The sequence below is a fragment of the Candidatus Dependentiae bacterium genome, from assembly GCA_040878395.1.
Classification (GTDB): domain Bacteria; phylum Babelota; class Babeliae; order Babelales; family Vermiphilaceae; genus JAKBEL01.
In genome coordinates this window covers 1-13,423 of record JBBDMI010000008.1, presented here as the reverse complement: position 1 = coordinate 13,423, position 13,423 = coordinate 1, and the positions used below count along the sequence as shown (strand labels likewise).

Below are 13,423 nucleotides of genomic sequence, written 5' to 3'. Positions count from 1 at the left end.
TATTCCCTTTATTTTTGTAAGAACTTTATACTTTGATCAATTTCATTTTAATTTATACCTGTTAAGACTACCAAAGAATCCCGATTTTACAATCTTTGATTCATACAAAAAACCAAAGCTGTTGATTTCAATTAAAACGTTGCATACACTATGATCAGCTTCAGTTATAAATAAATAACAACGCAAGGAAATTATTTTGAAAAAAATTATATTGAGCGTAACGCTTATAGCTTGTTGTTCTCATAACTTGATTCATTGTGCAGCCACCGAAGATTCACCGGGAGCATTGAGCTCAGTTGGCTATTATGCAGGGCGTCTGTGGAATGGTTTGAAGAACTCTGTCGGACAACGAGGAGAATTGTACTGTTTAGATGAAACCCGAGGAACACCTCAATTATATCATCAAGTTACAACTCAAACAGAATTAGCATTAAGCTTAGAACATGATGATCCAGCTTTTAAACGCTTACTTGCATCTTCTGATTTTCGACAATCACTAGAAAAATGTCGTAAACGAGCTTATTACGATTGGAAACATATACAGCATAATTTTTGGGAGAATAAACCTCGTTTTGCAGAAGAGCTATGCAGAATTAACATTGCAACACTCTCTCCTTTGCTTGCTCTGACTGCACAAGCATATTTGGAAGAAGAACACTTCAGACAAAATGAAACGAAAAAGCCGATGCTTTTTAAACTTGATTCATCTCAATTTGGTTATCTTGAGTGGAGCTTGAAAAGTTTTAAGGAATTTAAAAAAGAAAAGCTTGAAAAAAATGAATCGAAAGAAGAAAAACCCGAAAAACAGGAAGAATATAAAATAAGCTCTAAAGAGCTTGAAGAAATTATAGATGAAACACAACCAAAAATTGTCATCGACTGTACATGGGAAAAAGTTAATCGTTGGGTAGGAAAAAATATTCCTACCTATACAGAATGTTTAAAATATCTAACACCCGAACAAGAAGTTAAAAAATCAAAAGCCATTTATCAAAACTACATTGCACGCCTCTGCCTTGCAGCAAGAACAGGAAAAACGCTAGGCGCAAAATCTAAAAGAAATGAAATTGCCGCTTTATTTCAACAACCTGAGTTTCAACATGTATATGAACAAGTATGGGCACGCCATTGTGCATTAACGACTGTCCTCTGCACTTTATTACAACCAGATCCTTCAATTGATGTTTGTCGCATATATGAAAACCATTGGAAAAACATAAGTGGACTTCATGCCGCACTCATCGGCGACATTATATTAAGCAAAAAACAACCTCAAAAAGAGATGCTACCAATAAAATTCATTAAAGCTCATGAAAAAAAAGAAAAACCTATCGATAAATTTATATATCTTTTTGTTTCTAGTTTAAACAATGAACAACAAGATTTATTGCTCGAACATAAGGATCACATTTTAAAAACTATAGAAGAGAGCCATAGCGATGAGGTGGCACACAATGTGTATGCCTATATAAAAAATGCTTCAACTAATACCAATCAACGCAGATTACTAGAGCATATTGCTGAAGCAAAAGCGATCACCCGAATTTTTGAACTTGTACAAATAAAACGAAATACTAACAATGAATCACAAAGTACACCGGAAGCTACAGGGCAAAGCGCTGCCGATGCTTTAACGAGCCCTTTACAATCGACTCCTACTTCACAAGAAACCAATTCACAAACAGATGAATCCAAAAAAAAAAAAGGTGAAACACAACCAGCCTCCCCAACTCCGGAACAAAAGACACAACCTTCACCTGCAAGCTCTTTACAGAGTGTCTTTCAAAAATATGATCTTCAATCAGCCAAGCAAAAGAAAACCAATAGACAATCTAGGCGAAAAAAATAATCTTAATTCATCAACTCTTTTTAGTCGTTCTTGCCTGCGCAGGTATGAATAAACTTGCTTAAATCAAACTCGCGTTACTTATACATGAGTGCGCGCCAACACAACAGCATTAATTTCAGCCGGTTGCAATATACGCAATAATTTACCTGCGGAAATTAATGTTGCACCGGTTGTCATAACATCGTCAACCAACAATAAACGTTTGTTCTTTAACGCTACTTTTTGTTCATCATTTAAAGTTATATTGAACACATCTTGCACATTTTCAAACCGTTCCTCCTTACTGCATTGCGATTGAAATGGCGTTGCTTTGTGCCGCTTGAGCACATGCATTATTGGAGCACCCGACCATTTGCTCAAATATTTAGCAATTTCCGCAGATTGATTATAACCTCGCTTTGCATAGCGACGCCAATGCAATGGAATAGGAATGATATAATCAATTTCAAGATGTTTGAATAACGAATGATGATAAATCAACTGTGCCATGTAATAACATGCAAGATTATCTGATCGCCCTTTTGCCAAAATAAAACCTTTTAATGGTTCTTGATAAGCACCTACGCAAAAAACGCGCATCTGATATTTTTTGGTAATCTCTAATGTTGTTGACACTAGCGGCTTTATGTCTTGTAGACATGCATCACACAGTGCATTTCTTTTGTTTAATGTAACTTTACAATAGCAACAAAACGGCGGTGCAATAATTTGCAGTCCCTGCGTTATGCAATTTTTAGTATAAGAAAAACATGTTGAAAGTGAAAAATTAAACATCATATCTTATTATACAAGAGTAAAATATAGTAATATCTGCAAAGATAAGTAGGTCAACAATGCAGCCGCTGCATCATCGAGCATAACTCCGGCAACACCGGGAATTTTTTCTAGATATGCAATACCAAATGGCTTATAAATATCAAGTAGTCGAAAAACAACAAAGCCGATAAATATAGTTTGTACAGTTATCGGTAAACCACAAAATAGTGCAATAAAGCTGACCATCTCATCAATCACAATTTGTGATGGATCAGATTCAACAAAATAGGGTAATGCATGTTGCGCTAACAACCAACCAACAATAAATATCACAAGCGATGTAATGGCATATACCTGTACACTCAATTGCATGCTTCCTAAAACCCACACAATTGGAATCGTCATTAATGTTGCAATAGTACCCGGCGCTTCGCCATAACCAACGGCACCTTGTGTTGCCAAATTTCTTAAGAATAAATTTAAATTCATGATTCGTTATAATGCTCCCATAAAATCCAACCGATACCCAACACAATTGCAACATCTGCAATATTAAAAATTGGCCAAGACCAACTGCCAATATGCACATGAATAAAATCAATAACACCACCATATACAATACGATCAATAACATTTGAAATAGCACCGGCCAAGACTGCCAGTTGAGCAAATATCGCTTTTTGTTCTTGTAAACACTTATAGGTAAAAACAATCAATACACAAATGATACTCACAATCAATAATGTTAGGAAGGTGAAAAAAAATGCATTTTCTGAATGAAACATGCCCCATGAAATACCACGGTTGAATACTAATTTAAACTGCAACAGTTCACAAATATCATGCGGAACGACAAAGGTGCGCAATGCATAAAATTTCGCTAAACGATCAATAACAAAAATTGATGTAAACCATAAAAAATATGCTAACACTTTTTTTATTGAAAGTTGTTTCACAGGAGCTTGTTTCACCGAAGATTGCTTTAACGAAGCTTGCTTTACCGACACTTGTTTTATCGAAGATTGTTTCATCGAATTTCCGCTCCAATATTTTTGACCGATTGTATTACCTGTTCATATAATGCATCAGCCTCTTTTGTTGTTAATGTTTTATCGGCATGTTGCATTGCAAAACTAAACGTTAATGATTTCTTATCTTTCCAATCATCTTTTTGGAACATATCTACCAATTGAACCGTATCAATTGCATCATTTGATGTTTTAATCGCTTGCGTAACTTCTGCAACTGTAACTTTGAGTGGTACCATCATACTAATGTCACGTTCAACTGCCGGATATTTTGCCAACGGTTTAAACTTAATAAGTGATGGTTTGAAATTTCCTAAAAATGATTGATCAAATACAAATGCTGCTGCATGTCCTGCAAACAACGTATGAGTACATCCAACATCAATAACACCAACTGTCCCGACAACAGTATCTTCACACATTAAATGCGCAGTTTGATATGGCGCAAACCAAGGGTCAACCGGCTTATCAACTTTTTTATAAGTAAGCGGCATATGAATCATTTCCGCTATATGTTGCACCACAGCTTTAACATCATAAAATGAAAATATTTTTTTCTGATTATAAAAAATGCCGGCCAATTCCGGACGTTCAATAATTTTTGCATCAATTTTTTGCCATACACGTCCGGACTCAAAAAAATTTAATTGTTCATGATCAGCATGATTCTGCCACACATTTTTCAATAAACCCGGAATTAATGAAGTCACCAAATGTTGCCAATTTTCTGAAACCGGGCTTTGCACCGAAATATAATCTGTAGGCTTCCAGTTAAGTTCACGTAAAAAATCTTCATCATAAAAACTATAATTATATACTTCTCGCATGTCATAACCAAATGCAAGTAAACGCTTTATGCGACGCATGCGATACAAAGCATCTAAATCGGAAGGTTTTGTTTGTTTGTATGGCAATACAAACGGAATATTTGTGTAACCATAAACACGCGCGATCTCTTCTAAGATATCCTCTTTTATCTGAATATCTTTTGTACAACGACTTGTTGGTATTGTTACCCGATAAGATATCTGTTTATTATTATCAACAGATACTTTACATCCCAATGCATCTAAAATCGCAACAACTTTTTCCGATGCAATTTCAGTACCCAAACGTTGCTCAATATACTCATGTGAAATGTTCAAAGTAAGCGCTTCTGTTTTTGGCCCAACGCTCACTACACCACCAACTTCAAACGGTATATTTGCATGTTGAAGCAATTTCACAAATCGTTCAATCGCAACAATATTTTGATTTGGATCTAATGTCTTTTCAAAACGAGCAGAGGCTTCAGTTCTTTTTTTGTGTCGTGCAGCTGATTCACGAATGGTAGTTGCATCAAAGTTTGCTGACTCCAAAACCATCGATGTAGTTCGCATGGTGATTTCACTATCTTTACCACCCATGACACCGGCCAATGCAATCGGTTGCTGACCATCAGTGATGACGATATCCTCTTTGGTCAATTGGATAGTGTCATCATCCAACAACGTTAATGTTTCTTTTTCATGTGCCAAACGAGGTTCAAAATGTTGAGTTGTTATTTTTTGTGCATCAAATGCGTGAGTTGGCTGGCCCATATCGAGCATGACATAGTTGGTCATATCAACTAATGTATTAATTGGTCTGTTTTCCACTTTACACAAACGGCTGATCATCCAAGGCAATGAAGGACGATTTTCAATGTTGGTAAAATAGCTGATAGCAAAACGTTTAATATATTTCGGATGCACAATGCGTACCGAAAATGGCATACTATCAGATGCAATCGATTCATGTGTATATTCAGTTATATCCAAAGGAGTTATCATCCGGTCAAGTGGCTTCAGTTTCAGATCAAGCAACAGTGCAAATTCGCGTGCAATGCCACGATATCCCCACATGTCAGGACGATGGGTGATCGATTTATTATCAACTTCAATGATATAATCTTTTGCTTCAATCGATTGCTGCCAATCACCTCTTGCTTGTTGCTCATTGCAAAAAATTTCAGGTAAGATTTGATCTTTCTGTCCACCAAAATCATGCGCCATCGCCCAACATGTTTTTTTGTCATCTTTTTTTATGAGGTAATGTTGACCGACTTTTAAATGTTCACGCTTTGGCAATTGGATAGTTTCATTTGTTTGGGTGATATGCAACTGCACATGTTCGGCAGCAACATCTGCAACACGTGCAATAAAGAGTTTATCTAAAGGAATCTCAACGGTGTAATAACCTTCAATTTCCGCAACTTTTTGATTAAACAGTTTTACTAATTGATCAATATCAACCGTTTTATAATCAGCATTTAAATGATCAAAAACCCACGCGATAGAAATTTTCATTGTACACCTATCTGTTTTTTATTTTTTCTTCTTTTTAACAATTATGAAAAACAAACAACAATTTAGGTATCATTTATTCTTCATAAGCATAATTTAGTTATCAGAATACGCTAAAAACAGCAATGTATCAATGTTATTGATGTGGCTATGAATCGCACGTTACATGAAATATAAAAGTCAAAAAAACTATTTTCTTATTTTGACGGCACTATCTCATCCATTATAGAAGCTTCCAACTCATTAAGACATTTAGAAACTCTGAAACTATATCTCATACTTTGTGCATTATCATATAAACTTATTAAGAAAAGAGTTGATCCTACAAGACTTAGCCCCGCAGCTTCGAAATGATACCCATTCTGATTGCATAATACTGCTCCAGCAGCTAAAGAACACCCTAAAGCTACCTCCACGAAACCTCTCCTTCGCAAACTACTGGCTAATGTTTCTTTTTCTAGTATCTCAAGAGCAAGATGACCTTGTAAAATCATATTTTCATTTTTATTTTTATCATGTAAACCTAAACTCATCTCTAAGACTTGAACTAGTTCCTCAGACATGCTAAAAATCACATTTCCTGTGAATAACAACATAATAAACAAAAATAATATTTTTTTCATGGTAAATCCTATAAATAATAAATCTAAAACAAGCTATTTTATTATGAATAAAAACAATATTTTTACAATCAAAACACACATCTTTTTCATTGCAGCAAAATCAAATCCATAGTATGACTACAAACTGTATGCAAAGAACATACGTTACAAAAAAAAGGAACTCGAAAATGAAAATCACTCTTTCTTTAATTAAAGTTCGACGGAATTATTTTGCGGATTTAAAGATATGGTAACTGAACTGGAAGGAAAATTTAAAATAAAAGTATCTAACAAATAAGGAGAAATACAATGAAAAGATATATCTTATTGACAGGGTTGTTTATCATGAATCTACAAGCGGTAAAACCTCGAGTAAAAAGTCCCACACCAAACATTGACGACCAAAATATGTTCAATGCAATTTATACCTTCTCCGAACAGATGGAAAAAGCAATCCGCATAAGCAAAAGAATAAAACTTAGACATACATATGAACATATTGATCATATTATCTTTGCAGGCATGGGTGGTTCCGGTATGGCCGGCCACATGGCAAAAACATTAGTACAAAAACAAAGCCCTATAGCAATCACGGTGCACAATGATTATGATCTACCCAATTGGGTCAATGAAAACACATTAGTTATTTGCTTAAGTTATTCAGGTAATACGGAAGAAACTCTCAGTTGTTTTGATGCCGCACAAGAAAAAAACGCATCAATTATTGGCATCACTACCGGAGGTACCTTACAAGAAAAATTAAGAAAAAATAGACTAGATTTCGTTCAAATTCCAAACGGCATGCAACCCCGAGCAGGACTGGGATATTTAACCGTACCATTATTATATATACTGAAAAAAATCGGCATCATAGAAACTGACATTGAAAAAGATCTGCAAGAAACAGTAAAACTACTCAAAATGTCCCGAGAATTTTTTAGTGTGCAAGACCAAAGTAATCCTACATATGCTTATGCACAACTGTTTAAAAAATGTACCCCTATCATTTATGGTGAAGCAAACAGTACCGGTTGCATTGCACAGCGCTGGAAAGCCCAATTTGCTGAAAACAGTAAGATGCTTGCAAGCACACATGTGCTACCTGAACTTGATCACAATGAAATTGTCGCTTGGCAAGAAAATCCAGATCTTCTTAAACGCTCAGTAATTATTTGGTTGAATGATAAAAACATGCACCCACGCAATCGTGCACGTCAAAAAATAACTAAAGATGTCATTGGCAATATGCCATATATGCAACTTGAACTTGAAGGGATTGGCAATAGCTGGTGCGAGCGTTTGTTTTACCTCGTACATTTAGGTGACTGGATAAGTTATTGGTGCGCATTGGCTCATAATGTTAACCCAACAACTATTGTTAATATTGATACGTTAAAAAACAAAATGAAAGATGCATGATATCTTCTATAATATGTTTCAACCTTTTCATGATATATCATACAGCTTTATCAACTTTGTCATCCCCGCGCAGGCGGGGATCCAGACCAAAAAAACATGCATAAACAAATGAATACAGTCAAATCGGCATATTTTGATTTACAACTCGAACACACAACTTTCATCAAAAAACATTCTTGCCTGGATCCCCGATCAAGCCGGGGATGATAAAAAGAAAAACATCTCTTTATAGAATATTTTACCGAATTCCTAAAAAGGAACAAAATGAAAAAAACCTTATTCCTATTGTCATGCATAAGCATAACAGCTCATGCATTTGCTCATAATGAAAATCTATATAGACACTATCAAAGAGGAATGCTCAAAGATTTATACAATACAATTAAACCAAAAATAAGCAGCATAAAGCATACAATTACTAGTATTCCCAACACCATATTAAGCGAATGGATCCTGGAACATCAATATCAAAACGAAGATGCAATAGTTCGCTTTACAGATAATGATGAACTATGCAAAGCAGAAAAACAGTTCACCAAACAGCGACTCATTCGTGTAAAAAATAGCATCTCAAAATTATTGAACACAAATATTGCACACAATCAGATTCCGCGTATTGCAGTATGTTGTAGCGGTGGAGGTTATCGCGCAATGTTATTAGCTTTCGGATTCCTCAAAGGATTACAAGATATTGGGTTACTCGATTGTGTTACCTATATGTCAGGACTTTCAGGATCCACATGGGCAATGGCTCCTTGGATTGCATCGAAACAATCACTTGATAAGTATATTACATCATTACCATCAAAACTTAGTTGCGGGCTTGAAGCGGTAAAACATCCAAAACTACTGCATTCACTTGGACAACATTTAATTTCAAAAGCTGCTCACGGCCAATTTATATCCACCATTGATATTATGGGCCCAACATTAGCAAACACATTGCTTACTGATTCTGGTAATAATCGATTAAATGTCACTATGAGTGAATCACATGCACACGTTTCAGACGGTAGCATTCCACTACCAATTTATACTGCAGTCACACCAAATATTGAGCCTTATGAATGGCTTGAATTCACTCCTTTTGAAATCGGTAGCAGTTATTTAAAAGCATATGTTCCAACATGGGCATATGGACGCAAATTTAAATATGGACGCTCCGTAAACTATGCTGCAGAACAATCACTGGGATATTTAATGGGTATTTTTGGTTCTGCATTTGCCCTCGATATTGAAGATGTTATTCGTCACACTTCAGAAGATATTGCTTCATTTACTGATCAAATGCCAACTATGATTCAAAAAGTTACCAACCATCTTATTGATGATCTTATCGAGTCGCCACTAGATGATGTACGCTTGGCGCCATCATCATTGCCAAACTTCACCTACAAAACAGCTACACGCCCACTTAATAAAGATAAAATATTAACATTAATTGATGCAGGAATACATTTTAATCTACCACTGCCACCGTTATTACGTGAAGAACGTAAAGTTGATATTATTTTTGTTTGTGATGCATCAGGCGAAATTACCGGATGCAAAACATTACGTTGGGTGCAAGAATATATGCAAGCAAAAAAACTAAAGTTCCCACCTATTAATTTTGAAACTGCAGATAAACAAATAATGAGCATATTTAAAGATGAACATAATGCAACCTGTCCAATAGTTGTATACTTTCCACGCATTAAAAACGAAGATTATTCTCAAACATTTGACCCTGATAGCTGTGCTGATGGTGGTTATTGCGAAACATTAAACTTCACTTATAATGCATCACAAATAGAAGAGTTAATGGGACTATCTGAATTTGCAGTTAAACAATATGCGCATGAATTAGTATCACTTACACAAGAAGTTGTTAAACGTAAAACATAGTTCGATACGATTTCACATAGTGAAATCACTCACTATGATCGGAAAATACGGATTAATATTTAAGAGAGCTTTATTTTGAGCTCTCTTAATTTGATTCTAACTTAATAACTTTACAACTTCATCATCTTCAACTTGTGCAAAATTATCATAAAAATAACCAACCGCTGGAAAAAAATCCGGTTCTTGCAGAATCACCATTTCATCAACTTCATCTTGCACCATTTTTCTAAAATCGATCGGCGCAACCGGCAACGCTAAAACAATTTCTTTTGCACCACGCTGTTTTGCAGATACAATCGCAGCACGCATTGTAGCACCGGTTGCAACACCATCATCAACTATAATAACTATTTTATCTTCTAAATTCAGTGGTGGTTTATTTTTACGAAACAACGCAATACGCCGTTGCGCTTCGTTTTGCTCTTTTTGTATAACGTCACTTACATCATTTGGTTTTAGTCCAAATTTATGCATTACCGATTCATTGAACAATACCGCCCCATCTTCGGTCACTGCACCAACTGCCAACTCAGGTTGTAATGGTGCACCAATTTTTCGTGGCACAATAACATCAACTGGTAATCTTAATCTTTTTGCAATCTCATATGCCGGTACAACACCACCACGTGGCAACCCAATAACTATGGCATGTTTATTATGCGCATATTTTTGCAATACATCCGCCAACAATTGACCCGCCTGTTTTCTATCTTTAAATCGTATCATGCTCATCCATTATTTATTTTTTATTAATAGTGTAGGTATGATGAAACAAACAGAGTCAATAATTTTAAAAAAAGGGACCCAAAATGAACCAAGCACAAAACTATCTGTTATCTATTTTGCGCAATAAAGATACTAATCGAAAAACATTCAGAACAACTGCATATAAACTCACACAACTGCTGGCACTTAAAACACTCGATCATATTAAGATGAAAACAGTAGATATCGAAACAACATTGGCCAAAACTACCGGTTTAGCAATTACACAACGCATAGTGCTTGTGCCGATTTTGCGCTCCGGCATTACGATGGTTGAACCATTTTTAGACTTTTTTCCTGATGCGTTTATTGGTGTTGTTGGATTGCAACGTGATGAAAAAACGGCACAAGCACATTGGTATTATGAAAACATACCCAAGCTAAGCAAAGATGATCAAATTATTATTGTTGACCCTATGATTGCAACCGGAGGAACCGGATTTGAAACTTTAACAATGTTACAAAAAAAGAATGCTAACCTAGATACGTTATTATATATAAGTATGGTCAGCGCACCTGAAGGAATCAACAAGATAAAAAATAGTTTTGCAAACATTACGATTATCACAACATCAACTGACAGTCATTTAAATGATAAAAAATTTATTATTCCCGGACTGGGAGATTTTGGAGATCGTTATTTTGGCACAGAGTAAAATCAAAAAAAAGAGAACAAATACCGATTAAGATAATACAATTTTTGCGAAAAACTCAGATAATAAAACGGACGATTACCGAAGGCATCTTCTTGGAATAAATCTATATTTTGATATAACAATAACTCGGGACTCATATAATTACATGGTCGATCACCATAGATATCTTCCTGGAACAGGTCTAAATTTTGAGACAATAGTAACTCTGCACTCTTATATTTTTTTTCACGTAATACTTGAGTAAGCATAGATACCGTCGGCTCTAAATGATTTGAAGCTATGAAAATCGCCATAAGATGCGCATCATCTTGAATCAAACCGTATACCTCTTTCCTCTTGTCGCTTCCCTTAAGCCTTTCGCGCCACAAATCATCTGCAACATGTCTGACCGTCACATTGTTCTGAAAGAAAAACTTCAATTCATCAGTTGAAAGTGGTTTTACCAATGTAATTAATGCCATCTCTTTTAAACTCGCAATATCTTTAATCGATTTAACAGAAACATCTGCTGCATTTATATACAAACTAAAACACAAAAATAAAAAAAACTTTCGCGTCATAAGACACCTCTTTAACCACTCAGAACCGCAGTACAATAAAACAATAATTTATTTTTTATCTTATTTCCTTCAGTGCATCTTTTATTATTTCTAAAGCTTCAAGATCTTCACGAGCTTGATTGATTTCACGCAAAAGAACAGAATTGGCTTTCATTAAAACTCAAAAACATTGTTAAAATAGAAAATTGAAATAAAAAAATGGTAAAGAAATATTTTAAAAATGCAAAAAACAATAGGTTTCATAGCTTTAGTTCCATTTTATATATATAATATCATATTTAATTCAGAATACACCTTTTTATTTCAAAGTGCCAATACAAATCAAGTGATAAAATAAAAAAGCCCGGATTACTCCAGGCTAAAAAAAACTAAGTTAAAAGGGATTATTCAGCAGAATCAATTGATGCAAATTGCCCGGATGCAGGTGCTTCCAAATAATCAAATGCAAATCCTGCCAATGCTGATCCAACCAATGGACATACAACATACACAAGCAAATTGTGACCTAAGTGAATCGCTGTACCACCCAAGATACTGTTCAATAATAATGCAGCTGCACCAATTGCCGGATTAAACAGGCCACCCATTGATGCTAAACCGACTAAAGTAAAACCTAAAATCAGGCCATACAGTTGACTGTTTTTGAATGCATGTACAGTACGCGTTACCAAATAAACATAACACAACACAAAAGTGAAGAGCACTTCAAGCATACAAATAAGCCACAAATTATCTTCCGGTGAAACATCAGGTATAAATAATGAACCTGACAAATGATATTCCAATGCAATTGCCGCAATCGCACCCAATAATTGAGCAACAAAATATGGCGCAATATGATGTGTTGAAAATTTACCGCGCAACCACATCGATTGTGTAATTGCCGGATTATAATGTGCACCCGAAATACGTGCACCTACATAAAGCATCGCCAAATACATCAAACCAATAGCAAGAGGATTTTCGGTGAAACTCACCGCCAAAACAACAAAAAAAGTCCCCAGCAGCTCAATCACATACCTTTTCATATGCACTTCTCCTTTTAAAAGTAATAACATTTCTTTTGATATATTTTTAGATATAATACATTCATCACATGAGTGCAATGATATTTTTCTTATATCAAAGTTTCTTAACTTGATTGACCCAAGCAGACAAATACAATTTATAATTTAAACACATTGTGTGCTATAATACACAAAGAAGCTTAAAACCTCTATTTAAAAGGATTATTTTATGAAAATAGCAAATTTAACCTATCTCAACATATTGGTTACCATTAATCTGTTTGCGGCAGACGTTGATGTAAATGAAAAACTTTATAAAGCTGCTAAAAAGGCACACCCCAATAAAATAAACGACCAAGCAAAAGATAAAATTGATGCATACTTGCATGATTCAGAATTCAAAAGTCAGCCTTATACAATAGGTAGATCCGGAATAATATCCCTTCCGACACTTCATGCGTTCCAGACTCATTTACGCGATTTTTTAAACCAATAAAGCGCTCCCCGCAGCAAGCTGCCTATGCATTACCCACATCTTTTGTAATGCTTTAAATAATTATTTTAAACAGG

Annotated in this window: 13 protein-coding genes; 5 read left to right on the top strand and 8 right to left on the bottom strand. The window is 35.1% G+C overall.

Going from position 1 to position 13,423, the window contains the following annotated elements; translation table 11 throughout:
* The first annotated feature begins 196 nt into the window (after positions 1 to 196).
* Positions 197 to 1,849 (top strand): hypothetical protein, encoded by a 1,653-nt coding sequence (locus tag WD055_03445; protein ID MEX0849259.1) that lies wholly within the window; start codon positions 197 to 199, stop codon positions 1,847 to 1,849.
* A gap of 78 nt (positions 1,850 to 1,927) precedes the next feature.
* Here the strand turns inward: WD055_03445 and WD055_03440 are convergent, their stop codons facing one another.
* From WD055_03440 to WD055_03420, 5 genes are all read right to left on the bottom strand, one after another.
* Positions 1,928 to 2,623: a phosphoribosyltransferase family protein gene (locus tag WD055_03440; GenBank protein MEX0849258.1), complete on the bottom strand. Its 696-nt coding sequence runs from the start codon at positions 2,621 to 2,623 to the stop codon at positions 1,928 to 1,930.
* Between the two features lie 9 nt (positions 2,624 to 2,632).
* Positions 2,633 to 3,094, bottom strand: coding sequence for a phosphatidylglycerophosphatase A (locus WD055_03435; protein ID MEX0849257.1), 462 nt, complete (start codon positions 3,092 to 3,094; stop codon positions 2,633 to 2,635).
* Positions 3,091 to 3,636 carry a signal peptidase II gene (gene lspA / locus WD055_03430; protein ID MEX0849256.1) on the bottom strand — a complete coding sequence of 182 codons (546 nt, stop codon included), beginning with the start codon at positions 3,634 to 3,636 and terminating at the stop codon, positions 3,091 to 3,093. Before lspA ends, WD055_03435 begins: the two co-directional genes overlap by 4 nt.
* Complete coding sequence (gene pheT, locus WD055_03425; GenBank protein ID MEX0849255.1) at positions 3,633 to 5,960, bottom strand: phenylalanine--tRNA ligase subunit beta; 2,328 nt, start codon at positions 5,958 to 5,960, stop codon at positions 3,633 to 3,635. Before pheT ends, lspA begins: the two co-directional genes overlap by 4 nt.
* A 194-nt stretch (positions 5,961 to 6,154) precedes the next feature.
* Positions 6,155 to 6,580 (bottom strand): hypothetical protein, encoded by a 426-nt coding sequence (locus WD055_03420; protein ID MEX0849254.1) that lies wholly within the window; start codon positions 6,578 to 6,580, stop codon positions 6,155 to 6,157.
* A gap of 288 nt (positions 6,581 to 6,868) precedes the next feature.
* Between WD055_03420 and WD055_03415 the strand changes: the two genes are divergently transcribed.
* Together WD055_03415 and WD055_03410 are read left to right on the top strand one after the other, a co-directional pair.
* Entirely contained in the window at positions 6,869 to 7,978 is a 1,110-nt protein-coding gene (locus WD055_03415) for a bifunctional phosphoglucose/phosphomannose isomerase (protein ID MEX0849253.1), read from the top strand.
* A 264-nt stretch (positions 7,979 to 8,242) separates the two neighbouring features.
* Complete coding sequence (locus WD055_03410; GenBank protein MEX0849252.1) at positions 8,243 to 9,865, top strand: hypothetical protein; 1,623 nt, start codon at positions 8,243 to 8,245, stop codon at positions 9,863 to 9,865.
* Between the two features lie 96 nt (positions 9,866 to 9,961).
* Here the strand turns inward: WD055_03410 and WD055_03405 are convergent, their stop codons facing one another.
* Positions 9,962 to 10,591 carry a phosphoribosyltransferase gene (locus WD055_03405; protein ID MEX0849251.1) on the bottom strand — a complete coding sequence of 210 codons (630 nt, stop codon included), beginning with the start codon at positions 10,589 to 10,591 and terminating at the stop codon, positions 9,962 to 9,964.
* A gap of 83 nt (positions 10,592 to 10,674) precedes the next feature.
* Here WD055_03405 and upp point away from each other — a divergent pair, with 83 nt between their 5' ends.
* Positions 10,675 to 11,286, top strand: coding sequence for a uracil phosphoribosyltransferase (gene upp, locus WD055_03400; GenBank protein MEX0849250.1), 612 nt, complete (start codon positions 10,675 to 10,677; stop codon positions 11,284 to 11,286).
* Positions 11,287 to 11,288: 2 nt separating this feature from the next.
* On the opposite strand, the gene WD055_03395 is transcribed toward upp, so the two are convergent.
* Together WD055_03395 and WD055_03390 are read right to left on the bottom strand one after the other, a co-directional pair.
* Complete coding sequence (locus tag WD055_03395) at positions 11,289 to 11,846, bottom strand: hypothetical protein (GenBank protein ID MEX0849249.1); 558 nt, start codon at positions 11,844 to 11,846, stop codon at positions 11,289 to 11,291.
* Between the two features lie 383 nt (positions 11,847 to 12,229).
* Entirely contained in the window at positions 12,230 to 12,874 is a 645-nt protein-coding gene (locus tag WD055_03390) for an aquaporin (GenBank protein ID MEX0849248.1), read from the bottom strand.
* A gap of 208 nt (positions 12,875 to 13,082) precedes the next feature.
* On the opposite strand from WD055_03390, the gene WD055_03385 reads away from it, so the two are divergent.
* The gene (locus tag WD055_03385; GenBank protein ID MEX0849247.1) at positions 13,083 to 13,349 is read left to right on the top strand and encodes a hypothetical protein; all 267 of its coding nucleotides are present in this window, start codon (positions 13,083 to 13,085) and stop codon (positions 13,347 to 13,349) included.
* Positions 13,350 to 13,423 lie beyond the last annotated feature (74 nt).

Excerpts from the sequence above, each read along its gene's own strand:
- WD055_03435 (MEX0849257.1), bottom strand. The coding sequence starts at position 3,094 with ATGAATTTAAATTTATTCTTAAGAAATTTGGCAACACAAGGTGCCGTT.
- WD055_03385 (MEX0849247.1), top strand. The coding sequence starts at position 13,083 with ATGAAAATAGCAAATTTAACCTATCTCAACATATTGGTTACCATTAAT.
- WD055_03405 (MEX0849251.1), bottom strand. The coding sequence starts at position 10,591 with ATGATACGATTTAAAGATAGAAAACAGGCGGGTCAATTGTTGGCGGAT.
- WD055_03395 (MEX0849249.1), bottom strand. The coding sequence starts at position 11,846 with ATGACGCGAAAGTTTTTTTTATTTTTGTGTTTTAGTTTGTATATAAAT.
- WD055_03415 (MEX0849253.1), top strand. The coding sequence starts at position 6,869 with ATGAAAAGATATATCTTATTGACAGGGTTGTTTATCATGAATCTACAA.
- WD055_03440 (MEX0849258.1), bottom strand. The coding sequence starts at position 2,623 with ATGTTTAATTTTTCACTTTCAACATGTTTTTCTTATACTAAAAATTGC.
- WD055_03420 (MEX0849254.1), bottom strand. The coding sequence starts at position 6,580 with ATGAAAAAAATATTATTTTTGTTTATTATGTTGTTATTCACAGGAAAT.
- WD055_03410 (MEX0849252.1), top strand. The coding sequence starts at position 8,243 with ATGAAAAAAACCTTATTCCTATTGTCATGCATAAGCATAACAGCTCAT.
- lspA (MEX0849256.1), bottom strand. The coding sequence starts at position 3,636 with ATGAAACAATCTTCGATAAAACAAGTGTCGGTAAAGCAAGCTTCGTTA.
- WD055_03390 (MEX0849248.1), bottom strand. The coding sequence starts at position 12,874 with ATGAAAAGGTATGTGATTGAGCTGCTGGGGACTTTTTTTGTTGTTTTG.
- pheT (MEX0849255.1), bottom strand. The coding sequence starts at position 5,960 with ATGAAAATTTCTATCGCGTGGGTTTTTGATCATTTAAATGCTGATTAT.
- upp (MEX0849250.1), top strand. The coding sequence starts at position 10,675 with ATGAACCAAGCACAAAACTATCTGTTATCTATTTTGCGCAATAAAGAT.